Here is a 24245-nt window from a genome sequence, read left to right as displayed (position 1 = left end):
GCCTAACCTGGCCCCATGGCATTCCCGGCGCAGCGTCCCCGTCGGTTGCGGACCACCCCCGCGATGCGGCGGCTGGTCTCCGAGACCGAGGTCCGGCCCCGGCAGCTGGTGCTGCCGATGTTCGTGCGCGAGGGCGCGACCGAGCCGGTGCCGATCGGCTCGATGCCCGGCGTCGTCCAGCACACCCGGGACACGCTGCGCAAGGCCGTCGCCGAGGCGGCCTCGGCCGGGGTCGGTGGGGTGATGCTGTTCGGCGTCCCCGAGGTGCACGACGCGACCGGTTCGGGCGCGGTCGACCCGGAGGGGATCCTCAACGTCGCGCTGCGCGACGTCCGCTCGGAGGTCGGGGACGCGCTCGTCGTCATGTCCGACCTGTGCCTGGACGAGTTCACCGACCACGGCCACTGCGGCGTGCTCGACGCCGAGGGCGCCGTCGACAACGACGCCACCCTCGACGTCTACGCCCGGATGGGCGTCGAGCAGGCCCGCGCGGGGGCACACCTGGTCGGCCCGAGCGGGATGATGGACGGCCAGGTCGCCGTCATCCGGGCCGCGCTCGACGAGGCCGGATTCACCGACACCGGCATCCTCGCCTACACCGCGAAGTACGCCTCGGCGTTCTACGGCCCGTTCCGGGAGGCTGTGAACTCGCAGCTGAAGGGCGACCGCAAGACCTACCAGCAGGACGGCGGCAACGCCCGCGAGGCACTGCGCGAGCTCGCGCTCGACCTCGACGAGGGCGCCGACATGGTGATGGTCAAGCCCGCGCTGGCCTACCTGGACGTGCTGGCCCGGGTCGCCGACGTCGCCGACGTGCCGGTCGCGGCGTACCAGATCTCCGGGGAGTACGCGATGATCGAGGCGGCGGTGGAGAAGGGCTGGCTGGAGCGCGAGCGCACGATCCTGGAGACGCTCACCTCGATCCGCCGCGCCGGGGCCGACGTGGTCCTCACCTACTGGGCGACCGAGGCCGCCGCCTGGCTGGACTAGCCCCGGGGCCGCGACTCCGTCCCGGTCCGACCCGACCCGACCCGGCAAGCGGTACCGCCGATCGTGGCAAACCGGACATCCGTCCGGCTACCGTGGGGGGGTGAGCACCGACCCCGGGCGGGGCGACCCACCCGCCCCGCAGTACTACCGGCCCGGACCGTCCTCGGGGACCTATCCGCAGTACCCGCAGAACCCGTTCCCGCAGGGCTGGACCCCGGGTACGGCGCCGGGGCCGTACCCGCAGCAGCCCGCGCCGGCGGGACCGCAGTGGAACACCGCCGGCGCCGGTGGGAGCGGCCCGCCGGCCGGGCTGGGCGGGACCCCGCCGGCGACGGCGCCGCGGCCCCGCCAGCTGGTGCTCGGGCTGATCCTGCTGCTCGCCGCAGCGTTGCCGTTCGTGCTGATGGGTGTGGCGGCCATGGTCACCCCGGTCGACGAGTCGATCCTGGACCAGGCCGGCATCCCGCGGGCCGAGCTGGACGCCCTGATGGCCCAGGCCGGGATGTCGTTCGAGCAGCTCGCCCAGATGGTCCGGGTGATGGGCGCGATCTTCCTGGCGCTGGCGCTGGTCTACGCGGTGCTCGCGGTGGTGGCCTTCCGCGGGGCGGGTGGGGCCCGGCTCGCGCTGGCCGTGCTCACCGGGGTCTACGGGCTGCCGCTGCTGCTGATGATGGCGCCGACGCTGCCGCTGTTCGCGGTGCTCGTCCTCGCGGTCGCCGCGTTCGGGCTCGTCCAGCTCTACAGCCGTCCGGCCAAGGAGTGGTACGCGGCCCGGAAGGTCGGGGCCGCACAGCGGTCCGGGTGAGGGCTGGGAGACTGGCAGCGTGAGCAGTGTGAGCGCCTCCGCGAACCCCGAGCCGAAGGAGTCCGCCCGCCTCTTCGAGCGGGCGACGGAGCTGATCCCGGGCGGGGTGAACTCCCCGGTCCGGGCGTTCAACTCGGTCGGCGGCACCCCGCGCTTCATGGTGTCCGGGCAGGGCTGCCGGCTGACCGACGCCGACGGCGGGACCTACGTCGACCTGGTGTCGTCCTGGGGGCCGATGATCCTCGGGCACGCGCACCCGGCCGTGGTCGAGGCGGTGCGGTCCGCGGCGTCGCAGGGCCTGTCGTTCGGCACCCCGACCCCCGGGGAGATCGACCTCGCCGCGGAGATCGTCGCCCGCACCCCGGTCGAGCAGGTCCGCCTGGTCAACTCCGGCACCGAGGCCACGATGAGCGCGATCCGGCTGGCCCGCGGCATCACCGGTCGCAGCGTGATCGTCAAGTTCTCCGGCTGCTACCACGGCCACGTCGACGCGCTGCTCGCCGACGCCGGCTCCGGCATCGCCACGCTCGGCCTGCCGACCAGCCCGGGCGTGACCGGCGCGCAGGCCGCGGACACCGTGGTGGTGCCCTACAACGACCTCGACGCCGTCCGTGCCGTGTTCGCCGAGCGCGGCGCCGAGATCGCCTGCGTGATCACCGAGGCGGCCGCCGGCAACATGGGCGTCGTCCCGCCGGTCGAGGGCTTCAACGCCGCGTTGCGCGACCTGTGCCACGACAACGGTGCGCTGCTGGTGATCGACGAGGTGATGACCGGCTTCCGGGCGTCGCAGCAGGGTTGGTACGGCTGCGACGGCGTGGCCGGTGACCTCTACACCTTCGGCAAGGTCATGTCCGGCGGGCTCCCGGCGGCCGCGTTCGGCGGCTCGGTGGAGCACATGTCGTACCTGGCCCCGGCCGGCCCGGTCTACCAGGCGGGCACCCTGGCCGGGAACCCGGTCGCGGTCGCCGCCGGGCTCACCACCCTGCAGAACGCCGACGCCGCCGCCTACACCACGCTTGCGGCCAACGCCGACCGGCTCGGCGAGCTGATCACGACGGCGCTGACCCGGGAGGGCGTGCCGCACGTGCTCCAGTACGCCGGCACGATGCTCTCGCCGTTCTTCACCGACGCCCCGGTGCGCGGTTACGCCGACGCGAAGGCCGCCGAGACCTGGCGCTACCCGGCCTTCTTCCACGCGATGCTCGACCACGGGGTCTTCCCGCCGCCGTCGGCGTTCGAGGGGTGGTTCGTCTCCACCGCGCTCGACGACGACGCGTTCTCCCGGATCGAGACCGGCCTCGCCGCCGCGGCGAAGGCCGCAGCGGCGGCCACCCGGCCGGACGGGGCCTGAGCGTGGGCGACCGGACCAGTCCCGCCGCGAGCGGACCGGTGACGATCGTGCACCTGGTCCGCCACGGCGAGGTGCACAACCCGGAGAAGGTGCTCTACGGCCGCCGGCACGGCTACCGGCTCTCCGACCTCGGGGAGGCGCAGGCCAAGACGGTCGCCGTCCACCTCGGCGAGAACGACGTCGCCGCCGTCGTCGCCTCCCCGCTGCTGCGCGCCCAGCAGACCGCGCAGCCGATCGCGGACGCGCACGGCGTCGAGATCGGCACCGACGAGGGCCTGATCGAGTCCGGCAACCTGTTCGAGGGCAAGCGGTTCGCCGTCGGGGACGGCGCGCTGAAGCGCCCGCAGGCGTGGCGGCTGCTGCGCGACCCGTTCACCCCGTCGTGGGGCGAGCCCTACCTCGCCATCGCGCACCGGATGCTGGGCGCCGTGCACGCGGCACGCGAGCTCGCGCCCGGCCGCGAGGTCGTGTGCGTGTCCCACCAGCTGCCGGTCTGGACGCTGCGCCGCTACCTGCTCGGGCAGCGGCTCTGGCACGACCCGCGGCGCAGGCAGTGCTCGCTGGCGTCGGTGACCAGCATCGAGTTCACCGGCGCCCGGATGACCGGCCTGCGCTACGCCGAGCCGGCCGGGGCCAGCGGCGCGATGGTGACCGGGGCATGACCCGGGCCCTGCTGCCGCTGCTCGCGGTGCTGCTGCTGGTGACCGGCTGCGGGGTCGGCCGGGACGCCGTCGGCTCCGGTCCGCAGGAGTTCCAGTTCGTGGCCCCCGGCGGCGAGACCCGAATCACCTACGACCCGCCGGAGAGCCGCAGCAAGATCACCGATCTGCGCGGCGAGAGCCTGCTCGAGCCCGGGACCGAGGTCGGGATCGCCGACCACCCCGGCACGGTCCGGGTCATCAACATCTGGGGCTCGTGGTGCGGCCCGTGCCGCACCGAGGCGCCGGAGCTGCAGGCCGTCGCCGAGGCGGCCCGGGGCGACGCGGTGGTGCTCGGCATCGACGTCCGCGACGACCGGCAGGCCGCAGCGGACTTCATGCGGGCCCGCGGGCTGACCTACGACTCGATCTACGACCCGTCCGGGCGCACGCTGGCCCGGCTCGACGGCTACCCGCGCAACGTCGTCCCGTCGACGATCGTGCTCGACCGCCAGGCCCGCGTCGCCGCCGTGTTCCTGGTCCCGGTCGGCAGCTCGGACCTGTTGCCGCTGATCACGAAGCTGGCCGGTGAGCCCGCGCCGCCGGCCCCCGCCGGGAGCGGGTGAGGGCCCGTACACCCGCGGTGACACCGCACCGCTTGCACTACAGCTTGTAGAACCCGCCGACCGTTGCGGCGTGTCGGCCTTCTACCCTGGGGTTCGATGGACGCGACGACGACACTGGCGATCTCGGGACCGCTGCTGCTCGCAGCACTGGTCTCGCTGGCCGCCGGCCTGGTCAGCTTCGCGTCCCCGTGCGTCGTGCCGCTGGTCCCGGGCTACCTCGCCTACCTCGCCGGGCTGGTCGGTGCGCAGTCGCCGCCGGTGACCCCGGCCGAGGCCCGCGACCGGGCGGCCGCCCGGCGGTCCGGATCCGCGGCCGTGCCCGGTGTCTCCGGGGCCGACGCTGCCGGATCCGACGCCGCCGGGGCCGGCGCTGCCGGATCCGGCGCCGCCGGGAGCGAGCGTGCGGGGGCCGGTGCCGCCGAGGCGGTGCGACGGTCCCGGGCCGACGGCCGCTGGCGCGTCGCCGGGGCCGCGCTGCTGTTCGTCGCCGGCTTCACCGTCGTGTTCGGCGCGATCATGGTCGGGGTCGTGTGGCTGTCCGACGTGCTGATCGACAACGAGGCGCTGCTGCAGCGGATCGGCGGCGTCGTGATGATCGTGATGGGGCTGGCGTTCACCGGCCTGATCCCGGCGCTGCAGCGCGAGTACCGCTCGCACTGGACGCCGCGGGCCGGACTCGCCGGAGCGCCGCTGCTCGGCGCGGTGTTCGGCCTCGGCTGGGTGCCCTGCATCGGCCCGACGCTGGCCGGCGTCGTCGCCGTCGCCGCCGGGACCGGGGGCGGGTCGGCCCGCGGCATCGTGCTGATCCTCGCCTACTGCGCAGGCCTCGGGATCCCGTTCGTCCTCATCGCGCTCGGCGCGACCCGCGCGGTCGAGGCGCTGGGCAGGCTGCGCCGGCACACCCGGGCGATCCAGATCGCCGGCGGTGTGCTGCTGATCGCGGTCGGTGCGCTGCTCGTGTCCGGGCTCTGGGCGCAGTGGCTGATCCAGTTGCAGGTATCGATCTCCGGGTTCACCCCGCCCATCTAGATGAGCTCACCCCCCACCGCCCCGCCGCAGCCGCCCGTGACCACCCCGGACGGCGAGCCACCGCACCGCCGGGGACCGCTCGGCACGGCGCTGGCCTTCCTGCGCAACACCTGGCGCGGCCTGACCAGCATGCGTACCGCGCTGGTCCTGCTGTTCCTGCTGGCACTGGCCGCGCTCCCGGGCGCCCTGCTGCCGCAGCGCTCGCTGAACGCGTTCCTGGTCGACGACTTCTACGCCGACCACCCGACCGCGGCCCCGATCGTCGAGGTGCTCGGCGGGTTCGAGGTGTTCGCGAGCCCGTGGTTCGCCGCGATCTACCTGCTGCTGATGATCTCGCTGGTGGGGTGCGTGCTGCCCCGCTCGCTGGAGTACTGGCGCGGGATGCGCCAGCCGCCGGTCGCGACCCCGCGCAACCTGGCCCGGCTGCCGCACCACGCCGCCGCCGACACCACCGAGGAGCCGGACGCGGCACTGGCCCGGGCCCGCGGGCTGCTGCGCGGCTGGCGCCGGACCGAGCGCTCCGAGCCCGGCGGGGTCCGGACGATCTCGGCCGAGAAGGGGTTCCTGCGCGAGACCGGCAACCTCGTGTTCCACCTCAGCCTGATCGGGATCCTGCTGGGCCTGGCCGGCGGCAAGATGTACGGCTACGAGGGCGATGTCATCGTCCGCGCCGACGGCTCGGAGTTCTGCAACAGCTCGATCCTCGGCTACGACACGTTCCGGGCGGGCCTGCGCGTCGACGGGACGAACCTCAACGAGTTCTGCGTGCGCGTCGACCGGTTCGCCGGCACCTGGCTGCCGAACGGGCAGCCGGCGACGTTCGGGGCGGACGTCGCCTACCAGAGCGGCGCGGACCTGCGCAGCGGTGTCACGAGCTGGCGGCCGGAGCGGATCGCGGTCAACCACCCGCTGCGCACCGACGGGGACCGGGTCTACCTCACCGGCTACGGCTACGCGCCGGAGTTCACCGTGACCTGGCCGGACGGGCAGAGTCGCAGCAGCGACATCCAGTGGCGTCCGGTGGACACGAGCGGGTCGCAGCTCTCCGAGGGCGCGACCAAGTTCGAACGCCCCGGCGTCGAGGACCCGGAGCAGCGGCGGACCACGCAGATCGCCGTGACCGGCACGTTCGCGCCGACCGGGGCGATCGGCCCGGACGGCGAGCTGGTCTCGGTGCACCCGGACCTGCGCGCGCCGACGGCCGACGTCAACGTGATGCTCGGCGATCTCGGCATCGACGACGGCCGCGGTCAGTCGATCTTCACCGTGGACCAGCAGAAGATCGACAGCGGTGAGCTGCGGACGGTCGCCGAGGACCGGATGGGCATCGGGGACACGGTGCGGCTCCCGGACGGCACGACGGTCCGGTTCGACGGCGTGACACCGTGGGTGAACCTGCAGGTGGGCCACGACCCGGGCCAGCTCTGGGTGCTGGGCGCCGCGATCGTCATGGTGGGCGGCCTCGCGCTGTCCCTGTCGATCAAGCGACGCCGCTTCTGGGTGCGCGTGCACCCGTCCGGCGACGGCAGCCGGATCGAGCTCGGCGGGCTGGCCCGCACCGACCGGGCGGGATACGGCGAGGAGTTCGACCGGCTCGCGGACGACCTCCTCGCACCGACGGACAAGAAGGACGGTTGAGACCGATGCTCGTCGACCCGATCACCTCCATGTGGAGTGACCGGCTGTTCCAGGGCACGCTGGTCGTGTTGCTCCTGGCCATGGTGTTCACCTCGCTGGAGTACGCGGCCGCCCGGGTGGCGCGGGTCGCGCGCAAGGAGCCGGCGACCGTCGGGGCCGGCGCCGAGGACACGACCGGCACGGCGGTCGAGGTCACCGAGCCGCCCGCGGACGCGTCCGACGGGGCCGGCGACCGTCCCACCCGCACCCGGTCCGACCGCTACGGCCGGATCGGGGTCTCGCTGATGATCCTGGCGGTGCTGCTGCACGCCGGGTCGATCGTGCTGCGCGGGCTGGCCACCTACCGCTGGCCGCTCGGCAACATGTACGAGTTCACCTCGGCCCTGTGCCTGATGGCGGTCGGCGCCTGGCTGGTGCTGGTCCGCAAGCACCCGACGCTGCGCCCGGCCGGTGTGTTCGTGCTGACGCCGGTGCTACTGCTGATGTTCCTCACCGGCACCGTGCTCTACGCCGAGGCCGCACCGGTCGTCCCGGCCCTGCAGTCGTACTGGATCATCATTCACGTCACGACGATCACGCTGGCGTCCGGCATGATGCTCGTCCCCGGCGTGGCAAGCCTGCTGTTCCTGATCAAGCGCAACGAGCGCCCGGCCGCGCTGGCCGCGAAGCTGCCGGGTGCCGAGGTCCTCGACCGGCTCGCGTACCGGGTGACGGTGTTCGCGTTCCCGCTGTACACGTTCGGCATCATCACCGGCGCCGTGTGGGCCGAGGCGGCCTGGGGCCGGTTCTGGGGCTGGGACCCCAAGGAGACGGTCGCGTTCGTCGCCTGGGTGCTCTACGCCGCCTACCTGCACGCCCGGGCGACCGCCGGGTGGCGGTCCTCGCGCGCGGCCTGGATCAACAGCGCCGGTTTCGCCACGATCGTGTTCAACCTGTTCTTCATCAACATGGTGGTCGCCGGGCTGCACTCCTACGCGGGGGTGTGAGGCGCCTCGACCACCGCGTTGCACACGGCTACCGTCGTTGCACGTGAGCGAGAACGGTTCCGGCGAGCAGCCCGACGGTTCGGTCGGCCGCTACGTGCGGGAGCGCTGGGGTTCGGCGGACACCGCCGGGCGGTCCTTCGGACGGCGTCGACGCGCGGGCGGTGACGACGGAGCGCAGCCGGGCCCGGACGCCGCGGGTGCCCCGGCCACGGACGGACCGGAGGTCGCCGAGCCCCGCCGGCCGTCCGCGGCCGAGCGGGCCGCGTCCGCCCCGGCGCCCGGCCGCGCGGCGGTCGGTACGCAGACGCCACCGGCCGGTTCGGCCTGGGGCAGCGAGCTGCCCGAGGTCGACGACGACCTGGTCGACGAGATCGACCCGCACACCCCGCCGCACGGGCTGGACCTGTCGGCGCTGCACGCGGGCCGGCGGGGCGACGCCCAGGACCCCGAGCCGCACGGACGGCCGGACGAGGGGCGCCACCACGCGGCCGGCCCGGACTACGCCACGCACGACCACGGCCCGGACGACACCGGCATCTACCGCTCCGGCGGCGGAGGGGACCCGGAACCGTGGTGGACGGTGCCCGGACCCGCCGGCCCTGCCGACGACGACCCGGACGGCGGGCTGATCTGGCGTCGTCCGGAGCCGCTTCCGGACGACGACACCACCCCGGCGACCGGCACCCCTGTGCGGGAGCCGGCGGGTGCCGCCCAGCCGTCCGCCGAGGAGCCGGCCGCGGGGTACCCGGACGATGCCCACCCGCAGGACCGGTCGGCGATCGAGGCCCACGCGGGCGACGGCGCGCCCGGCGCTGCGGGGCCGTGGGCGGAGGACACGCGGCCCGCGACGCCCGGCACCCGTCCGGACGGGCCCGTCCGGGACACGGCGGATGTCCCCGCCGGAGCCCGCGCGGAGCCGGAGGCCGATACCCGCGCCGACGAGACGGTCCGGGAGTCGTGGGCGGTGCCCGGGCCCGCCGCCGAGGTCGGGGGACCGGTCGACGCGCGTGCCCACGAGGAGGCCACCCGGGATGCGGCCCGGCCGGGCGAGGCCACCCGGCCGTGGCCGGCGGACGCTGCGCCGGACGCAGCCGCGGAGGAGCCGGCGACCGGTGCCCGTCCCGGCGCCCATGACGGCGCTGCTCATGGCGGCATCGCCCATGACGCCCCCGCCCATGACACTGCCGCCCATGACGCCACCGCCCATGACGAGATCGCCCCTGACGGTGACGCCCATGACGAGGCCGCCCGGGCCACGACGGCGCGTTCCTCGGCCGCACCCGGTGCCGAGCCGGGGCCCGCCCGGGACGCCGCCGGCTCCCGCGAGGCCGCCCGTGCCGACGACGACGCCCGCGCGCGGGGCGAGTCCGGTGAGCGGCCGTGGCGGAGCGCCTGGGACGATGACGCGGCGGAACGCGGCGCCCGGTCCCGGTCGCGTCCGGCCCCGGAGTCCGGCGCACGGCGCCCCCGCTGGACGGCCCCCGAAGCGGTCGAGGCGCGGGCCGCGCAGCACCGCCGGGGTGACGAACCCCACGGCGGGCTCGACCTCGCGCCGACCCGGACCGCGCACAGCAGCCGCCGGGTGCCGACGAGCGGTTGGCGCCGACTCGTCTACCTGCTCACCGGTGGGCTGGTGAACCCGGGGGAGAGCCCCGCCGAGCTCTACCAGCGCGAGCTCGTCTCCCGGCTGAACCGCCCACTGATCAACTCGCACAAGATCGCGATGCTGAGCCTCAAGGGCGGCGTCGGGAAGACGACGGTCACCGCCACCCTGGGCGCCACGTTCGCCTCGCACCGCGGGGACCGGGTCGTCGCCGTCGACGCGAACCCCGACCGCGGCACGCTCAGCCAGAAGATCCCGCTCGAGACGACCGCGACCGTCCGGCACCTGCTGCGTGACGCCGTCCGGGTCCGCCGCTACTCCGACGTGCGGGCCTACACCTCCCAGGGCAGGTCCCGGCTGGAGGTGCTGGCCAGCGAGCAGGACCCGGCGGTGTCCGAGGCGTTCAGCGAGGACGACTACCGGCGCGCGGTCGACCTGCTCGAGCACTTCTACAACCTGGTGCTCACCGACTGCGGCACCGGGCTGATGCACTCCGCGATGTACGGGGTGCTGGGGATGGCCGACCAGATCGTCATCGTGTCGTCCGGATCGATCGACGGCGCCCGCAGTGCCTCGGCGACGCTGGACTGGCTGGACGCGCACGGCTACGGCAGCCTCGTCCGCAACGCCGTCGTAGTGATCAACTCGGTGTACCGGCGGGCCGGTGGCGGCGTCGACCTGGACCGGGTCGCCGAGCACTTCGCGGGCCGCTGCCGGGCGGTCGTGCGGGTGCCGTTCGACCCGCACCTGGAGGAGGGCGCCGAGATCGACCTCGACCGCCTCGAGGGCCCGACGCGCACCGCCCTGCTGGAGCTCGCGGCGGCGGTGGCCGACGGCTTCCCCGTCTGACCCCGGTCCGGCGTCTGCGTCCGGACACGCCGAGGGCGGCCCACCGGAGCCGGTGGGCCGCCCTGGGTGTGGTCCGACGGTGATGTCGTGCGGAGGGGCCGAGTCGCTCGGCGGGTCAGGGCCGGTCGGGCGGGTCCTCCTGGTTACGGACCTTCTCGTCCAGCTCGCGCAGGAAGTCCGGGTCGTCGTCGGGACCGGCCGCGCGGGGCCGCTCGGGCTTCTGGCCGCCCGCCCACGGGAGCTCGGGGCGCGGGAGCCGCTCGGCGACCATCTGCTCGGACCGGAGGGCCCGGACGAGCAGCACCGCGACGACGGCCGCGCCGAGCAGAAGGATCAGGAACAACATCAGGCCACCTCCGCTGTCCAGCGTAGCGAAGGTGGCCTGACGTACGGGTGAAGTGGGACGTCAGCGCAGGCCGTTGCTGGCCTCGCTGGTCAGGTCGGCCAGCAGGCCCCGGACCTCGGACTCACGGAACCGGCGGTGCCCGCCCGGGGTGCGGATCGAGCCGATCCGTCCGGCGGAGGCCCAGCGGGTCACGGTCTTGGGGTCGACGCGGAAGAGCGTGGCCACCTCGCCCGGGGTCAGCAGTCGCTCAGGGTTCTGCGTCGGAGCTGCCATGGAATCCTCCCGGAAGTGCAGCGCGTGGAGCCGTGGGCGGTGCTCACGAACCGGGCACCGCTCGGTGTTTCCGGGCCATCGTGACACCGCAGACCCCAGGTACTCGAACGGTTGTCCGGAGGTAAAGGGTTCTTAAAGGGCAAAACCGGTGAAGTGATCGAACCGGACAGCCGGGAAGGAGTCGGGCCCGGCGGCCGGGGCCTCCGTCCCGGCCCCGCCGACGGCAGGTGGGCCGGCGCGGGCGTGGCCGGAGGCACCCCACGGTCCACGGGAACAGGACCCGTGCGGACCGTACCCTGGAGGACATGACGTCTCCGACACCGCAGGCCGCGGCGCGGGCCCGCGCCGGCGAGCCCGGGCTCGCCGCCACGGTGGCGCTCTACACGCTCGCGCGGATCGGCCTGGTCGCCGTGATCGCGCTGGTCCTCGGCCTCGCCGGGGTGCCGCTGCTGGTGGCGTTGCTGGTCGCGCTGGTCGTCGCGCTGCCGCTGTCGATGGTGCTCTTCCGGGGGCTGCGGACGCGCCTGGACCGCGCGCTCGCCGCCGCCACCGCCTCCCGCTCCGCCGAGCGGGAGGCACTGCGGGCCCAGCTGCGCGGCGACGTCGGCCCACCGCCCGTCCCGGACGCGGCGCCCGAGAACCCGGCAACGTCCGGGACCCCGGTGGGGAGCGCCACGGGTTCGGCGAACCCAGGTTCGGCGGGCACGGGTTCGGGGAGCTCGACGGGTTCCGGCGCGATGGCCGGGGCCACCTCCGCGGCCGAGCGCGCCGTCGGGACCGAGGACGCCGGCGAGGCCCGGGCCGCCGCGGGTTCGGAGGACACCGCCGAGTCCGAGGAGGGCGCTGCCGGCTCCGTGGACGCCGCCGGCTCCGAGGGCACCGCCGAGCGGGGAGTCGCACCCGGAGCCCCGGCCAAGGAGGGCGCCGCGGGCGCCGAACACGTCTCCGAGTCGGAACGAGCCCCGGGCCGCTCCTGAGCACTGCTACGCGCCGCCGTCCGGCGCGGCCCCGTCGGTCGCGGGCCCCGAAGGGCACCCTCGGGGCACATGGCGCTACGAGGGTGCCCCTCGGGGTACGGGGCGGGGTTCGGCGCGGTGCGCGTCGGCACCAGCCTCTGTGCCGGTGCTCCTGCGCCCCGACCGGGAGCGTGCCCCGAGGGGACCCCGGGGGGCGTATGGCGCTACGAGGGTGCCCCTCGGGGCAACGCCGGGGGAGCGTGCCGGGTGACGCCGGTGAGCAGCACCGCCCACCGGCGGCGAGCCGGTCAGCCGATCGCGAGACCGATCCCGACGGTGACGGCCCAGGCGAGCAGGAGCAGGCCCGTGTCGCGCAGCACCGGGATCAGGGCGGGACCCTCCGCGCCCCCGAGGACGATCCGTACGGGCCGGACCGCGACGGGCAGCGCGAGCAGCACGATCAGCAGGCCCGGCCGGTCGAACACACCGGCGAGGGCGAGCACGAACGGGACGAGTGCCGCCGCGACGTAGAGCCTGCGGGTGCCGGGGTCGCCCAGGCGCACGGCGAGGGTCCGCTTGCCCACGACCCGGTCGCCGGGGATGTCGCGCAGGTTGTTCGCCACCAGGACCGCGCAGGTCAGCAGGCCCGCGCCGATCGAGGCGACGACGGCGGCCACGTCCACCCCGCCGGCCTGGGTGAGCGTCGTGCCGAGCACGGCGACCGGCCCGAAGAACACGAACACCGCGACCTCGCCGAGGCCGGAGTAGCCGTACGGCCGTGAGCCGCCGGTGTAGAACCAGGCCCCGACGAAGCACACCGCGCCGACAGCGATCAGCCACCACTGCCCGGAGACGGCGGTGAGCGCGAGCCCGGCGACCGCGGCGACACCGAAGCAGACGAAGGCGGCCGTCCGGACCGTCGCGGGTTCGGCGGCCCGTGAGCCGACGAGCCGCTGCGGGCCGACGCGGTCGTCGTCGGTGCCGCGGATGCCGTCGGAGTAGTCGTTCGCGAAGTTCACGCCGATCACCAGCGCCACCGCCACCAGCAGGGCGAGCAGCGCGGCACCGGGTGCGATCGCGCCGGCGCCGATCGCGGCACCGGTTCCGACGAGGACGGGGGAGATCGCGGTGGGCAGGGTGCGCGGCCGCGCACCCTCGATCCACTCTGCCGTCGTGGCCACGGGTCGAACCTATCCCGACCCGCCCGGCCGGTGACGGCCGAGCGGGTCGGTGGCGGCTACGGGCACGACGGTCAGCGTGTCCCGGACGGGGCCCGCTGGGCCGAGCCGGGGATCGTGGCGGCCTGGCTGTCGCCGTCGGGAAGGGAGCCGCCGCCCGGGGCGGCACCGGCTGCCGTGTCCCCGCTCGTGCCCGCGCTCGGAGCGGCGGGGCCGTCCCCGTCCGCGGCGGTCCCGGTCGGTGGCGTCCCCGTCGGGGTGGGCCCGCGGCCCGCGGTCGTGCCGGCGGGGTCGCCCGCCGACGGGGGCGAGCCCGCGGCGGCACCACCCGCATCGGCCGCCGGCGTGTCGCCGCCCGGGGCGGCCGCTCGCGCGTCCCCGGGGCCGGCCGCAGCGCCACCCGGGCCTGCGGCGTCACCCGGGCCTGCGGCGTCACCCGGGTCTGCGGCGTCACTCGGTTCGGTACTGCCGCCCGGAGCGGTCCCCGCCTCACCCGGGGCGTTCGCGGCGCCCCCGGGCGTGGTCGTAGCGCCGCCGGGCGAGGTCGCAGTGCCGTCGGGCGTGGTCGTGGTGTCGCCGGGCGCGGTCGCGGCGGGATCCGCGTCGCAGCCCGGCACATCGGCAGGCAGCTCGTCGAACGCGGAGGTGGGCAGGTACTGCCCCTCGTCGATCCGCACGAACTCGCCGTGCGTGCACTGGACCGGCACGTCGGTGGCGTTCACCGCGATCCCGACCGACTCCGCGCCGGCCTCCGGCCGGGCCAGGATCTGCACCTCCGGGGCCTCCTCGGTGCTCACCGCGGACAGCCGCTGCGAGCCGGTCCACAGGTAGTCCACCTGCACCTGGCTGTTGTCCTTCAGCCCGAGGACGTCCCAGAACAGCCCGTCGCCGAGGTCGATGCCGGCCGGGTTGGCGGGCTTGCGACCGAACTGGTCCTTGCCGCCGTTGTGGCCGTCGTTGTAGGCGGCGGCGGCCTGCGGGAGCCCTTGCGGCAGGTCCTTCCACATCTCCCGCTCGGGCGACGGGTTCCAGTAGTCGTCCTTGGTGTTCCACGGTCCGATGTCCCAGACCGGGGCGATCGCGCAGCGGCCGTTCGGCGCGCAGACCTTCACCGAGTAGTCGGTCTTGCCCTTGGCCGAGAGCGCCCGCCGAGACGGCAGCGCGACGAACCGGTCCCGGGGGGCGATCGTGTGACCGTTGGCGGTGGTCCCGCCCTCGAGTCCCTCCCGGGTGGCGAACACCGAGTAGCTGCGCGGGGCAGCCTCGGTCAGCGGCTCCGCCTCGCTCTCGGCCTCGGTGGCCGGCGTGGCGGTGAGCGTCACCTCGCGGACGACCGGCTCCGCGTCCCCGGTCGAGGTGAGCACCAACCGGCCCTGCACCTCCCGGACGGTCTGCGGCAGCTCGGCGCGGTCGTCGGCGACCGGGACCCACTCGGTCCAGCCGCCGCCGTCCTTGCGGCCGCGGACGTCCACGGTCGCGGTCGACCCCGGCGGGGTGTCCGCAACGAGGGCCGACTCGACCGCCCGGGTCGGCGCGTCGAGGGTGTGTGGTTCGAGGGGCAGGAACCCGGTCGGGACGACGTCCACCGGGTCCGCCGACGACTCGGTCGCCCCCTCGTCGGCCGGCGCACCGAACGCGGTCGTGCGGTCGAATCTGGCCGTGCCGTCGTCGACGACGACCCCGGTGCCGCCGTCACCGGCCGGTTCCGGCTGCCAGGTCGTACCGGGCTCGGCGGCGCCGGCCGGTACCACGGCGAGCGCACAGAGCGCACCGGCCGAGGCGAGCAGGCCGACGCCCCGCAGTCCGGCCCGCGTGATCCTGCGCATGTGGACAACCCCCGCTGATCGCTGTGGCTCGTGTGACGACTGGGAGACCCGTGAAGCCAGTGATGCCAGTGGGCTCTGTGTCGCCAGTGGCTGAAGCACACTCGATGTGCGGCCGGGGCGCAACGCACGCTGCGTGAAGCGACCCCATGGTGTGTACGTCCGCATCACCGGACCGAGTGGTGCGCGAGTGGCGTTGCGCGACGATTCGGTTGCTCTGTGCAGTCGGCGCTTCCGCAGAGTGACCGCGACGGCCGGTGGTGCTCAGCGGAGACCGGCGAGCAGCGCCGCGACGGCGACCCGGTCCGGCTTCCCGATGCCGTGTTCCGGCACGGCGTCGGCGCGGTGCAGCAACCGTGGCACGGCGGCCCGGCCACAGGCGTCGCGCACGGCCGAGCGCAGCACCGGGTCCGCCGGCGCGTCGGTGCCGGTCACCACGAGTGCGGCCACCACCTGGCCCCACTCGTCGTCCGGGATCCCGACCACGCACGCCCCGCGCACCCCGGGCACCGACAGCAGCGCCCGCTCCACCGCGGCCGGCGCGACCTTCTCACCGCCGGTGTTGACGACGTCGTCGGCCCGCCCCAGCACGGTCAGCGACCCGTCCGGGCCGAGCTCGCCGAGGTCGGAGGTACGGAATCCGTCCGCGGTGAACGCCTCCGCCGTGGCCGCCGGCGCACCCAGGTACCCGGCCGCGACGACCGGGCCGCCGAGCACCACCCGTCCGGAACCGGGCTCGATCGTGGCCCGCACCCCGTCCAGCGGGACGCCGTCGTAGACGCACCCGCCGCACGTCTCGCTCATCCCGTAGGTCGCGACGACCCGGACCCCGGCGTCCTCGGCCCGGGTCCGCAGGCCGGGGTCGAGCGCGCCGCCGCCGATCAGGACGGCGTCGTAGCCGGCGAGCGCGTGCAGTGGTGCCGAGCCGTGGTCGAGCACGCGCGCCAGCTGGGTCGGGACGAGGCTGGTGTAGCGGCGGGCGCCGTGCGGCATCCGCCCGGTGGCGCGGACCAGGCCGTCGGGGCGGAAGCCGTCGCGGACGTCCTGCACCACGCACTCCGTCCCGGCCAGCAGTGCGCGCAGCACGACCTGCACCCCGGCGACGTGCTCGGCCGGCAGTGCCAGCAGCCACGTCCCCGGCCCGCCGATCCGGTCCCGGGTGGCCGCGGCGGAGGCCCGCAGGGCGTCACCGGTGAGCGCGACGTGCTTGGGCTGCCCGGTCGACCCCGAGGTGGCGACGACGACGGCCAGCCCGTCCGGCAGCGCCCCCGCGCCGGCCGCGCGGGCGACCGGCTCCGGCAGCGGTGGCTCGTCCCCCGGGCGGGCACGGACCGGGAGCACCGCCGGGCCGGCGCCGTCCAGCGCCGACCGCAGCGCGGCCGCCAGCCGGGCCACCGACTCCGGGGACCCGTCCACCCCCACCACCTGCACGTCCATGCCCCGAACCCTGCCACGGTGCGGGCCGTCACCCACCGTCGCCTCGGGGCGCGCGTCATCACATTCGGGGAACGCGGCGCGGGACTGCAACGGGTCGGCGGCCCGGAGCGACAGGCCGGGTGAGGGCGGCGGCGCACCAGGCCACCGCCGACCGGAGTGAAGGAGCTCCCCATGCCGCAGACCGCACCCGCCGACGCGTCCCCGACCGGCAGCCCGCGCGCCCTGCGCTGCCGCCGACCGGCCGGTTCCGGGCACCGCGCGGTGGCCGGCGAGCTCGCGGCCTTGGCGTTCGAGCTCCCGGCGGCCGAGCTCCGGGCGGCCGGGCTCCCGGGGGCTGCGGACCCGGCCGTCACGGAGGAGTCCGCGAGCGGTCCGGGATCGCCGGTCCCGCAGCCGCGCCGCGCCGCGGACTGAGCGCTCGGCAGTACCGAGTGCCCAGCAGTACCGAGTGCCCAGCAGTACCGAGTGCTTACCGGGCGCTCAGTAGTACCAGGGGAACGGCGACCAGTCCGGGTCCCGCTTCTCCAGGAACGAGTCGCGCCCCTCGACCGCCTCGTCGGTCATGTAGGCCAGCCGGGTCGCCTCCCCGGCGAACAGCTGCTGGCCGACCAGGCCGTCGTCGATCAGGTTGAACGCGTACTTGAGCATCCGCTGCGCCTGCGGCGACTTGCCGTTGATCTCGGTCGCCCACTGCAGCGCGGTGGTCTCCAGCTCCGCGTGCGGCACGACCTCGTTGACGGCGCCCATGTGGTGCATCTGCTCGGCGCTGTAGGTCCGGCCGAGGAAGAAGATCTCCCGGGCGAACTTCTGCCCGACCTGGCGGGCCAGGTAGGCCGAGCCGAAGCCGCCGTCGAACGAGCCGACGTCGGCGTCGGTCTGCTTGAAGCGGGCGTGCTCGGCGCTGGCCAGGGTCAGGTCGGCGACGGCGTGCAGCGAGTGCCCGCCCCCGGCCGCCCACCCGTTGACGACGGCGATGACGACCTTGGGCATGAACCGGATGAGCCGCTGGCACTCGAGGATGTGCAGCCGGCCCGCGCGGCCCTTCTCGACCGTGTCCGCGGTCTCGCCGGAGGCGTACTGGTAGCCCGTGCGCCCGCGGATCCGCTGGTCGCCGCCGGAGCAGAACGCCCGCTTGCCGTCCTTCGGTGACGGCCCGTTGCCGGTCAGCAGCACGCAGCCGACGTCCGCGCTGGTCCGGGCGTGCTCGAGCGCGGTGAACAGCTCGTCGACGGTGCCGGGCCGGAACGCGTTGAGGACCTCGGGCCGGTCGAACGCGATGCGGACCGCGCCGGTGGACACGGCGCGGTGGTAGGTGATGTCGCGGAAGGCGAACCCCTCGACGGGCGTCCAGGCGTCCGGGTCGAAGGTCTCGGAGACGGTCATGGTCGGAGCCTAGATTCCGGGTGTCCGCAGTGGGCCGTCCCGGTTCCGTGACACTGCGGACGGAACCGGTGACCGCATCGACTGATGCGCATCCCCTGATCAACGAGGCAGACTCGGCGCGAGAGTTCACCCCGTAGCCGTGCCGGAAGAAGGAGCCCGTCGATGACGACCGCCGACCCGACCGCCACCTCCGAAGAGACGATCTTCACCTGGGGCGCCCCGCCGTTGAAGTTCGGCGCCGGCGCGATCGACGAGATCGGCTTCGAGATGACCGGCTACGACGTGACCCGCGTCCTGATCATCACCGACCCCGGGGTGCGTGCGCTGGGCGTCCCGGAGCGGATCGCCGAGTCGCTGCAGCGCTACGGGATCGGCTCGGAGATCTTCGACGGCGTGCACGTGGAGCCGACCGACGACTCGATGATCAAGGCCACCGAGTACGCCCGTGCGCAGGGCCCGTGGGACGGCTTCGTCGCCGTCGGCGGCGGGTCCGCGATCGACACCGCGAAGGCGATCAACCTGCTGACGTCGGGCCCCGGCGAGCTGATGGACTTCATCAACAAGCCGATCGGCAACGCGAAGGTGCCGGAGGGCCCGCTCAAGCCGCTGATCGCCGTCCCCACCACGGCGGGCACCGGCTCGGAGTCCACCGCCATGTGCGTGCTGGACATCCTGTCGATGAAGGTCAAGACCGGGATCAGCCACTGGCGGCTGCGCCCGACCCTGGCCGTGATCGACCCGCTGGTGACGATGTCGCTGCCGCCCGAGGTCACCGCGGCGGCCGGGATGGACATCGTCTGCCACGCGCTGGAGTCCTACACCGCCCGCTGGTACACGACGTTCGACCGCAAGAAGCCCGAGGAGCGGGTCACCTACTGCGGCTCCAACCCGGTCTCGGACCTGTGGTGCGAGAAGTCGATGGCGCTGCTGGCGCAGTCGTTCCGGAACGCGGTGCACCGCGGCTCCGACGACCTCGAGGCCCGCTCGAACATGATGATGGCGGCGACGTTCGCCGGGATGGGCTTCGGCAACTCCGGGGTGCACATCCCGCACGCCAACGCCTACCCGATCGCCGGCATGGTCAAGGACTTCCGCCCGGCCGGCTACCCGCAGGACGAGCCGATGGTGCCGCACGGCATGTCGGTGTCGCTGACCGCGCCGGAGGCGTTCCGGTTCTCCTTCGAGTCGGCACCGGACCGGCACCTGAAGGCGGCCGAGCTGATGGCCCCGCGCGCGGAGAAGCTCAACGACCAGCGCGAGCAGCTGCCGTCGGTGCTGGTGGACCTGATGCGTGACATCGGCATCCCGAACGGCATCGGCGGGGTCGGCTTCACCGAGGCCGACGTGCCCGATCTCGTCCCCGGGACGATGAAGCAGCAGCGGCTGCTCGCGACCTGCCCGCGCACGCCCACCGAGGACGACATCGCCGGCATCCTCACCCGCTCCGTCGAGAACTGGTGACGGCGTCCCCCGCACGCCCGGGGAGCCCGGGCGTGCGGGGGGAGGACGTGAGCGGTGTCCCGTGAGCGGTTCACGGTCGGTGGGCAGAGGTAGCGTCTGGGCTGCCCGTCCTGCCGAGAGGAGTGCTGTGTGAGCACGGACAGCGTTGCGCGACCCACCACAGGTTCCACCTCCGCGTACCGCGCCCTGGAGAACGATCTGCGTGCCGCCATCGGCGGCGACGTCCGGTTCGACGCGGGCAGCCGCGCCATGTGGTCCGCGGACGCGTCGAACTACCGGGGCATCCCGATCGGCGTGATCGCGCCGCGGGACGCCGCCGACGTCGAGGCCGCGATGGCCGTGTGCCGCAGCCACGACGTGCCGGTGCTCCCGGTCGGGTCGCGGACCTCGATCGCCGGGCAGGCGGTCAACACCGCGGTCGCGTTCGACTTCCGCACGCACATGAACGAGATCGTCTCCGTGGACCCGGACGCGCGGACCGCGACCGTGCAGCCGGGCGCGGTGTGCGACGCCGTCCGCGACGCCGGCAAGCCGCACGGGCTGACGTTCGGGCCGGACCCGTCGACGCACAACCGGTGCTCGATCGGCGGGATGATCGGCAACAACGCCTGTGGCTCGCACTCGGTGGCCTGGGGCAAGACCGTCGACAACGTCCGCTCGCTCGACCTGCTCACCTACCGCGGCGAGCGGATCACCCTGGGCGGCGACGGGACCGAGACCGGCGCGATCCCGGACGCGCTGCGCGCGCTGGGCGCCGAGATGGCCGCCGACGTGGCGGCCCACGTCCCGGAGCTGACCCGGCGGGTCTCGGGCTACAACCTCGACCAGCTCGTGCCGGGCGACGTGAACCTGGCGAAGGCCCTGGTCGGGACCGAGGGCACCTGCGCGACGATCCTCTCCGCCACGGTCGACCTCGTCGAGTCGCCGCCCGCGCGGGCGCTGGCCGTGCTGGGCTTCCCGGACGCCTACCACGCGGCGGACAACGTCATGATCGTCCGCGACCAGCAGCCGCTGACCATCGAGGGGATGGACGCCGGGCTGATCGCCTCGCTGCGCGCGCTGCGCCCGGACGAGACGGCCTCGCGGATGCTGCCCGAGGGCAAGGGCTGGCTCTACGTCGAGACCGGTGGTGCCGACCGGGCCGAGGCCGAGGCGGCCGCGCACGCGGTCGCGACCGCGATGAAGGCCTACACCACCGGTGCTGTGGTGGTCTCCGAGCCGAAGCAGATGGCCGCGCTCTGGAAGATCCGTGAGGAGGGTGCGGGCCTGCTCACCCGCTCGCCCGACGGCGGCGAGGCCTGGCCCGGCTGGGAGGACGCCGCCGTCCCGCCGGAGCGCTTCGGCGCCTACCTGCGCGAGTTCGACAAGGTGCTCGAGCAGCACGGCCGCAAGGGCATCTACTACGGCCACTTCGGCGACGGCTGCCTGCACGTCCGGATCGACTTCGACCTGCTCACGAAGCCGGGGGTGGCGAACTTCCGGGCGTTCATGACCGACGCGGCCGACCTCGTCGTCGCGCACGGCGGGTCGCTGTCCGGGGAGCACGGCGACGGCCAGGCCCGCGCCGAGCTGCTGCCCCGGATGTACCCGCCGCAGATCATCACCGGGTTCGAGAAGTTCAAGGAGATCTGGGACCCGGACGGCCGGATGAACCCCGGCCGGGTCGTGCGCCCGGCCACGATGGACGAGAACCTGCGCGTCCAGCTGGGCATGCCGACCATGCCCGACGAGCCGAAGCTGGCCTTCGGCCACGACCGCGGCTCGTTCCACCGCGCCACCCGCCGCTGCCTGGGCGTCGGCAAGTGCGCGATCGACACCGGCTCCGGGGTGATGTGCCCGAGCTGGAACGTCACCAAGGAGGAGAAGCACTCCACCCGCGGACGGGCCCGGCTGCTGTTCGAGATGGCCAACGGCGAGATCATCACCGACGGGTGGCAGTCCGACGAGGTCGCCGAGTCCCTCGACCTGTGCCTGTCCTGCAAGGGGTGCAAGTCCGACTGCCCGGTCGGGGTGGACATGGCCTCCTACAAGACCGAGTTCCTCGCGAACCGCTACCACCGCAGGCTGCGGCCCCGGACGCACTACTCGATGGGGGCGCTGCCGCGCTGGCTGCGGATGGTCGGGGCGCTGCCCGCCGCGGCCGTCGACGGGCTGAACCGGCTGGCTCGGGTACCGGCGCTCGCCACGGTCGCCAAGAAGGCCGGCGGCATCGACGCGCGCCGGGCCATCCCGCCGATCGCGCGCGAGACCTACACCGCCCGCGCGGCGAAGGGCGCGCCGATGAGCCGGGTCCCCGACCTGGGGATCGAGCCGGGCAGCCGCGGCCCGCTCCTGCTGTGGACCGACACGTTCACCGACCACTTCGACCCGGAGATCGCCGCCGACGCCGTCGCGGTGCTCACCGGGCTCGGGTACCGGGTCGAGCTGCCGCCGCGCAACGTGTGCTGCGGGCTGACCTGGACCTCGACCGGGCAGATCACCGCCGCCCGCCGGGTGCTCGCGCGCAGCCTGCGCGCGATCGGCCCGGCCCTGGACGCGGGCATCCCGGTGGTCGGGCTGGAGCCGTCGTGCACCGCGGCCCTGCGCTCCGACGCCGCCGAGCTGCTGCCCGACGAGCCGCGGGTGACGCTGCTCGACCGGCAGGTCTCGACGTTCGCCGAGCTGCTGGCCCGGCATGCCGAGGAGCTCTCCGCGGTCGCCGGTGAGGGCAATGGCGCGGCGCTGGTGCAGATCCACTGCCACCAGCACGCCGAGCTGGGCAGCGAGGCCGACCGCGCGGTGCTGGCGGCACTCGGCGTGGACGCCACGGTGCTCGACTCGGGCTGCTGCGGGCTGGCCGGGAACTTCGGCTTCGAGGACGGTCACTACGACGTCTCGATGGCCTGCGCGGAGCGGGCGCTGCTGCCCGCGGTCCGGGAGGCGGACGACTCGGTGGCCCTGCTCGCCGACGGCTACTCCTGCCGCACCCAGGTCCGCCAGGCCGGGGAACGGGAGCCGGTGCACCTGGCCCAGATCGCGGCCCGGGCGCTGCGCCCGGTGTGACCCGGTCCGGCTCCGGCCGGGTCCCGAGCACCTGACGAGGAGGAGGCCCGATGGCCGACGACCGGCGGGCACTGGTCCTGGGTGGTGGCGGCCAGACCGGCATCGGCTGGCTGTACGGCCTGGTCGCCGGGCTGGCCGCCGACGGGATCGACCTGACCGGGGCCGACCTCGTCGTCGGGACCTCGGCCGGTTCGTCGGTGGGGGCGAACCTGGCCGCGGGCCGGGACCCGCAGGAGCTGCTGCGGGCCCAGCTCGTGCCGCCGCAGGGCGAGGCCGCGGCGACCCTCGGGCTGCGGCTGGCCACCCGGATCGGGGTCACCGCGCTGGCCGGCCCCCGCGACGGCCGGCGGGTGCGGGCCCGGATCGGGGGCTTCGCGCTCGGCGCCGACACGATGCCGGAGGCCGAGCGGCTCGCCGCGATCGAGGCCCGGCTGGCCGGCGCGGACTGGCCGGACGACCGGGACCTGTGGGTCACCGCGGTGGACGCCCACACCGGCGAGTTCCGGGCGTTCACCCGCGACGACGGCGTCCCGCTCGCCACCGCGGTGGCCGCGAGCTGCGCGGTCCCCGGGGTGTGGCCGCCGGTCTCCGCCGCCGGGACCCGCTGGATCGACGGCGGTGTCCGCTCGGCGGCCAACGCCGACCTCGCCGCCGGGTACGGCCGCGTCGTCGTCCTCACCCCGATGACCGGCGGGTTCGGCCCGGCCACGGCGCCGCGGGTGCAGGTCGAGGCGCTGGCCGCGCTCGGCCGGGTCGCCCACGTCGAGCCGGACCGCCGCGCCCGGCGGGCCTTCGGCCGCAACGTCCTCGACCCGGCCCGGCGGCCCGCGGCGGCCCGGGCCGGGCGGGCACAGGCCGCCGACGTCGCCGCGGAGGTCGCCCGCGTGTGGAACTGACCCGTGTTCCCCACTGAGGGACATCCCACGACGACGCGTGCCGATCTCGTGACAGGGGTAGACCGGGGGCATGGCTGTTCCCACCATCAAGCTGAACGACGGCCGCGAGATCCCGCAGCTCGGCTTCGGCGTCTTCCAGATCGAGCCCGGCCACACCGCGGAGAAGGTGAAGGCGGCCCTGGACGTGGGCTACCGGCACATCGACACCGCGCAGATGTACGGCAACGAGGAGGGTGTCGGGAAGGCGATCGCCGACTCCGGCATCCCGCGTGACGAGCTCTGGATCACGACCAAGCTCGACAACGACGGGCACGGCCGCGAGGCGGCCGTCAGTCGGCTCGAGCAGAGCCTCACCCGGCTCGGCCTCGATCACGTGGACCTGTACCTGATCCACTGGCCGCGGCCGCACGAGGACCGCTACGTGGAGACCTGGCAGGGGCTCGAGGACGCCCGGCGCGCGGGCAAGGCCCGGTCGATCGGGGTCTCGAACTTCCAGATCCCGCACCTGGAGCGGCTCGCGCAGGAGACCTCCACGCCGCCTGCGGTCAACCAGGTCGAGTTCCACCCGCACCTCGTCCAGCGCGAGCTGCGCGAGTACCACAAGGACCACGACATCGGGACCGAGGCGTGGAGCCCGATCGGCCAGGGCAAGGGCCTGCTCGACGCGCCCGAGCTGACCGAGCTGGCCGACAAGTACGGCAGGTCCGCGGCCCAGGTCGTGCTGCGGTGGCACATCCAGCTCGACAACATCGTGTTCCCGAAGTCGAACAACCCGGAGCGGATCAAGGAGAACTTCGAGATCTTCGACTTCTCCCTGACCGAGGACGACATCGCCGCGATCGAGAAGCTGCACACCGGCAACCGGGTCGGCCCGGACCCGGACACCTTCGGCTGACCCAGGGTGACGTGACCGAGGTCACGTACGGACTTCCGCC

20 protein-coding genes and 1 pseudogene are annotated in these 24245 nt (G+C 74.5%); 15 read left to right on the top strand and 6 right to left on the bottom strand.

Annotated elements, in window-relative coordinates; genetic code table 11:
* The first annotated feature begins 15 nt into the window (after window positions 1-15).
* From hemB to BM093_RS00735, 9 genes and pseudogenes are all read left to right on the top strand, one after another.
* Window positions 16-990 carry a porphobilinogen synthase gene (gene hemB / locus BM093_RS00775; protein WP_093335631.1) on the top strand — a complete coding sequence of 325 codons (975 nt, stop codon included), beginning with the start codon at window positions 16-18 and terminating at the stop codon, window positions 988-990.
* A 100-nt stretch (window positions 991-1090) separates the two neighbouring features.
* Window positions 1091-1795 carry a hypothetical protein gene (locus BM093_RS00770; RefSeq protein WP_093335629.1) on the top strand — a complete coding sequence of 235 codons (705 nt, stop codon included), beginning with the start codon at window positions 1091-1093 and terminating at the stop codon, window positions 1793-1795.
* A gap of 28 nt (window positions 1796-1823) precedes the next feature.
* Window positions 1824-3146 carry a glutamate-1-semialdehyde 2,1-aminomutase gene (gene hemL / locus BM093_RS00765; protein WP_093335627.1) on the top strand — a complete coding sequence of 441 codons (1323 nt, stop codon included), beginning with the start codon at window positions 1824-1826 and terminating at the stop codon, window positions 3144-3146.
* A 38-nt stretch (window positions 3147-3184) separates the two neighbouring features.
* Window positions 3185-3808, top strand: a complete 624-nt coding sequence (locus BM093_RS00760; RefSeq protein ID WP_245773207.1) for a histidine phosphatase family protein — start codon at window positions 3185-3187, stop codon at window positions 3806-3808.
* The gene (locus tag BM093_RS00755; protein ID WP_093335622.1) at window positions 3805-4410 is read left to right on the top strand and encodes a TlpA family protein disulfide reductase; all 606 of its coding nucleotides are present in this window, start codon (window positions 3805-3807) and stop codon (window positions 4408-4410) included. Before BM093_RS00760 ends, BM093_RS00755 begins: the two co-directional genes overlap by 4 nt.
* A gap of 96 nt (window positions 4411-4506) precedes the next feature.
* Entirely contained in the window at window positions 4507-5439 is a 933-nt protein-coding gene (locus BM093_RS00750) for a cytochrome c biogenesis CcdA family protein (RefSeq protein ID WP_093335620.1), read from the top strand.
* On the top strand, window positions 5440-7077 hold the full coding sequence (gene resB, locus BM093_RS00745) for a cytochrome c biogenesis protein ResB (protein ID WP_093335618.1): 1638 nt from the start codon (window positions 5440-5442) through the stop codon (window positions 7075-7077).
* A gap of 5 nt (window positions 7078-7082) precedes the next feature.
* A complete protein-coding gene (gene ccsB, locus BM093_RS00740) occupies window positions 7083-8063 on the top strand; it encodes a c-type cytochrome biogenesis protein CcsB (RefSeq protein ID WP_093335616.1) in 981 nt (326 codons plus the stop codon).
* Between the two features lie 1190 nt (window positions 8064-9253).
* Window positions 9254-10515: pseudogene (locus tag BM093_RS00735) on the top strand (MinD/ParA family ATP-binding protein).
* 115 nt (window positions 10516-10630) lie between these two features.
* Here BM093_RS00735 and BM093_RS00730 read toward each other — a convergent pair.
* Both BM093_RS00730 and BM093_RS00725 read right to left on the bottom strand, forming a co-directional pair.
* Window positions 10631-10861, bottom strand: coding sequence for a hypothetical protein (locus BM093_RS00730; protein WP_093335614.1), 231 nt, complete (start codon window positions 10859-10861; stop codon window positions 10631-10633).
* A 60-nt stretch (window positions 10862-10921) separates the two neighbouring features.
* Window positions 10922-11134: a BldC family transcriptional regulator gene (locus BM093_RS00725; protein WP_093335612.1), complete on the bottom strand. Its 213-nt coding sequence runs from the start codon at window positions 11132-11134 to the stop codon at window positions 10922-10924.
* A gap of 305 nt (window positions 11135-11439) precedes the next feature.
* On the opposite strand from BM093_RS00725, the gene BM093_RS36490 reads away from it, so the two are divergent.
* On the top strand, window positions 11440-12111 hold the full coding sequence (locus BM093_RS36490; protein ID WP_093335611.1) for a DUF4229 domain-containing protein: 672 nt from the start codon (window positions 11440-11442) through the stop codon (window positions 12109-12111).
* A gap of 287 nt (window positions 12112-12398) precedes the next feature.
* On the opposite strand, the gene BM093_RS00715 is transcribed toward BM093_RS36490, so the two are convergent.
* From BM093_RS00715 to menE, 3 genes are all read right to left on the bottom strand, one after another.
* Window positions 12399-13271, bottom strand: coding sequence for a 1,4-dihydroxy-2-naphthoate polyprenyltransferase (locus BM093_RS00715; protein WP_093335609.1), 873 nt, complete (start codon window positions 13269-13271; stop codon window positions 12399-12401).
* 71 nt (window positions 13272-13342) lie between these two features.
* On the bottom strand, window positions 13343-15094 hold the full coding sequence (locus BM093_RS00710) for a hypothetical protein (protein ID WP_093335606.1): 1752 nt from the start codon (window positions 15092-15094) through the stop codon (window positions 13343-13345).
* A 261-nt stretch (window positions 15095-15355) separates the two neighbouring features.
* Window positions 15356-16528 (bottom strand): o-succinylbenzoate--CoA ligase, encoded by a 1173-nt coding sequence (gene menE / locus BM093_RS00705; protein WP_342742950.1) that lies wholly within the window; start codon window positions 16526-16528, stop codon window positions 15356-15358.
* Window positions 16529-16699: 171 nt separating this feature from the next.
* Between menE and BM093_RS00700 the strand changes: the two genes are divergently transcribed.
* The gene (locus BM093_RS00700) at window positions 16700-16942 is read left to right on the top strand and encodes a hypothetical protein (RefSeq protein WP_093335603.1); all 243 of its coding nucleotides are present in this window, start codon (window positions 16700-16702) and stop codon (window positions 16940-16942) included.
* 66 nt (window positions 16943-17008) lie between these two features.
* On the opposite strand, the gene BM093_RS00695 is transcribed toward BM093_RS00700, so the two are convergent.
* A complete protein-coding gene (locus BM093_RS00695) occupies window positions 17009-17911 on the bottom strand; it encodes a 1,4-dihydroxy-2-naphthoyl-CoA synthase (RefSeq protein ID WP_093335602.1) in 903 nt (300 codons plus the stop codon).
* A 162-nt stretch (window positions 17912-18073) separates the two neighbouring features.
* Here BM093_RS00695 and BM093_RS00690 point away from each other — a divergent pair, with 162 nt between their 5' ends.
* The 4 genes from BM093_RS00690 (at window position 18074) to BM093_RS00675 (ending at window position 24205) form a co-directional block, all read left to right on the top strand.
* The gene (locus tag BM093_RS00690; RefSeq protein ID WP_093335599.1) at window positions 18074-19372 is read left to right on the top strand and encodes a hydroxyacid-oxoacid transhydrogenase; all 1299 of its coding nucleotides are present in this window, start codon (window positions 18074-18076) and stop codon (window positions 19370-19372) included.
* A 249-nt stretch (window positions 19373-19621) separates the two neighbouring features.
* Complete coding sequence (locus BM093_RS00685) at window positions 19622-22414, top strand: FAD-binding and (Fe-S)-binding domain-containing protein (RefSeq protein ID WP_425439094.1); 2793 nt, start codon at window positions 19622-19624, stop codon at window positions 22412-22414.
* A 50-nt stretch (window positions 22415-22464) separates the two neighbouring features.
* Window positions 22465-23310, top strand: coding sequence for a patatin-like phospholipase family protein (locus tag BM093_RS00680; protein ID WP_093335597.1), 846 nt, complete (start codon window positions 22465-22467; stop codon window positions 23308-23310).
* A 70-nt stretch (window positions 23311-23380) separates the two neighbouring features.
* A complete protein-coding gene (locus tag BM093_RS00675) occupies window positions 23381-24205 on the top strand; it encodes an aldo/keto reductase (RefSeq protein WP_093335595.1) in 825 nt (274 codons plus the stop codon).
* Window positions 24206-24245 lie beyond the last annotated feature (40 nt).

Origin of the sequence: Pseudonocardia ammonioxydans, from assembly GCF_900115005.1 — a bacterium.
Taxonomy (GTDB): Bacteria; Actinomycetota; Actinomycetes; order Mycobacteriales; family Pseudonocardiaceae; genus Pseudonocardia; species Pseudonocardia ammonioxydans.
Note: the sequence above shows the minus strand (reverse complement) of the source record. Positions and strands in the feature narration are given on the sequence as shown.

Excerpts from the sequence above, each read along its gene's own strand:
- BM093_RS00675 (WP_093335595.1), top strand. The coding sequence starts at position 23,381 with ATGGCTGTTCCCACCATCAAGCTGAACGACGGCCGCGAGATCCCGCAG.
- BM093_RS00680 (WP_093335597.1), top strand. The coding sequence starts at position 22,465 with ATGGCCGACGACCGGCGGGCACTGGTCCTGGGTGGTGGCGGCCAGACC.
- hemB (WP_093335631.1), top strand. The coding sequence starts at position 16 with ATGGCATTCCCGGCGCAGCGTCCCCGTCGGTTGCGGACCACCCCCGCG.
- BM093_RS00690 (WP_093335599.1), top strand. The coding sequence starts at position 18,074 with ATGACGACCGCCGACCCGACCGCCACCTCCGAAGAGACGATCTTCACC.
- BM093_RS00755 (WP_093335622.1), top strand. The coding sequence starts at position 3,805 with ATGACCCGGGCCCTGCTGCCGCTGCTCGCGGTGCTGCTGCTGGTGACC.
- BM093_RS00730 (WP_093335614.1), bottom strand. The coding sequence starts at position 10,861 with ATGTTGTTCCTGATCCTTCTGCTCGGCGCGGCCGTCGTCGCGGTGCTG.
- resB (WP_093335618.1), top strand. The coding sequence starts at position 5,440 with ATGAGCTCACCCCCCACCGCCCCGCCGCAGCCGCCCGTGACCACCCCG.
- menE (WP_342742950.1), bottom strand. The coding sequence starts at position 16,528 with ATGGACGTGCAGGTGGTGGGGGTGGACGGGTCCCCGGAGTCGGTGGCC.
- BM093_RS00695 (WP_093335602.1), bottom strand. The coding sequence starts at position 17,911 with ATGACCGTCTCCGAGACCTTCGACCCGGACGCCTGGACGCCCGTCGAG.
- BM093_RS00710 (WP_093335606.1), bottom strand. The coding sequence starts at position 15,094 with ATGCGCAGGATCACGCGGGCCGGACTGCGGGGCGTCGGCCTGCTCGCC.
- BM093_RS00725 (WP_093335612.1), bottom strand. The coding sequence starts at position 11,134 with ATGGCAGCTCCGACGCAGAACCCTGAGCGACTGCTGACCCCGGGCGAG.
- BM093_RS00750 (WP_093335620.1), top strand. The coding sequence starts at position 4,507 with ATGGACGCGACGACGACACTGGCGATCTCGGGACCGCTGCTGCTCGCA.
- BM093_RS00685 (WP_425439094.1), top strand. The coding sequence starts at position 19,622 with ATGTGGTCCGCGGACGCGTCGAACTACCGGGGCATCCCGATCGGCGTG.
- ccsB (WP_093335616.1), top strand. The coding sequence starts at position 7,083 with ATGCTCGTCGACCCGATCACCTCCATGTGGAGTGACCGGCTGTTCCAG.
- BM093_RS00700 (WP_093335603.1), top strand. The coding sequence starts at position 16,700 with ATGCCGCAGACCGCACCCGCCGACGCGTCCCCGACCGGCAGCCCGCGC.
- BM093_RS36490 (WP_093335611.1), top strand. The coding sequence starts at position 11,440 with ATGACGTCTCCGACACCGCAGGCCGCGGCGCGGGCCCGCGCCGGCGAG.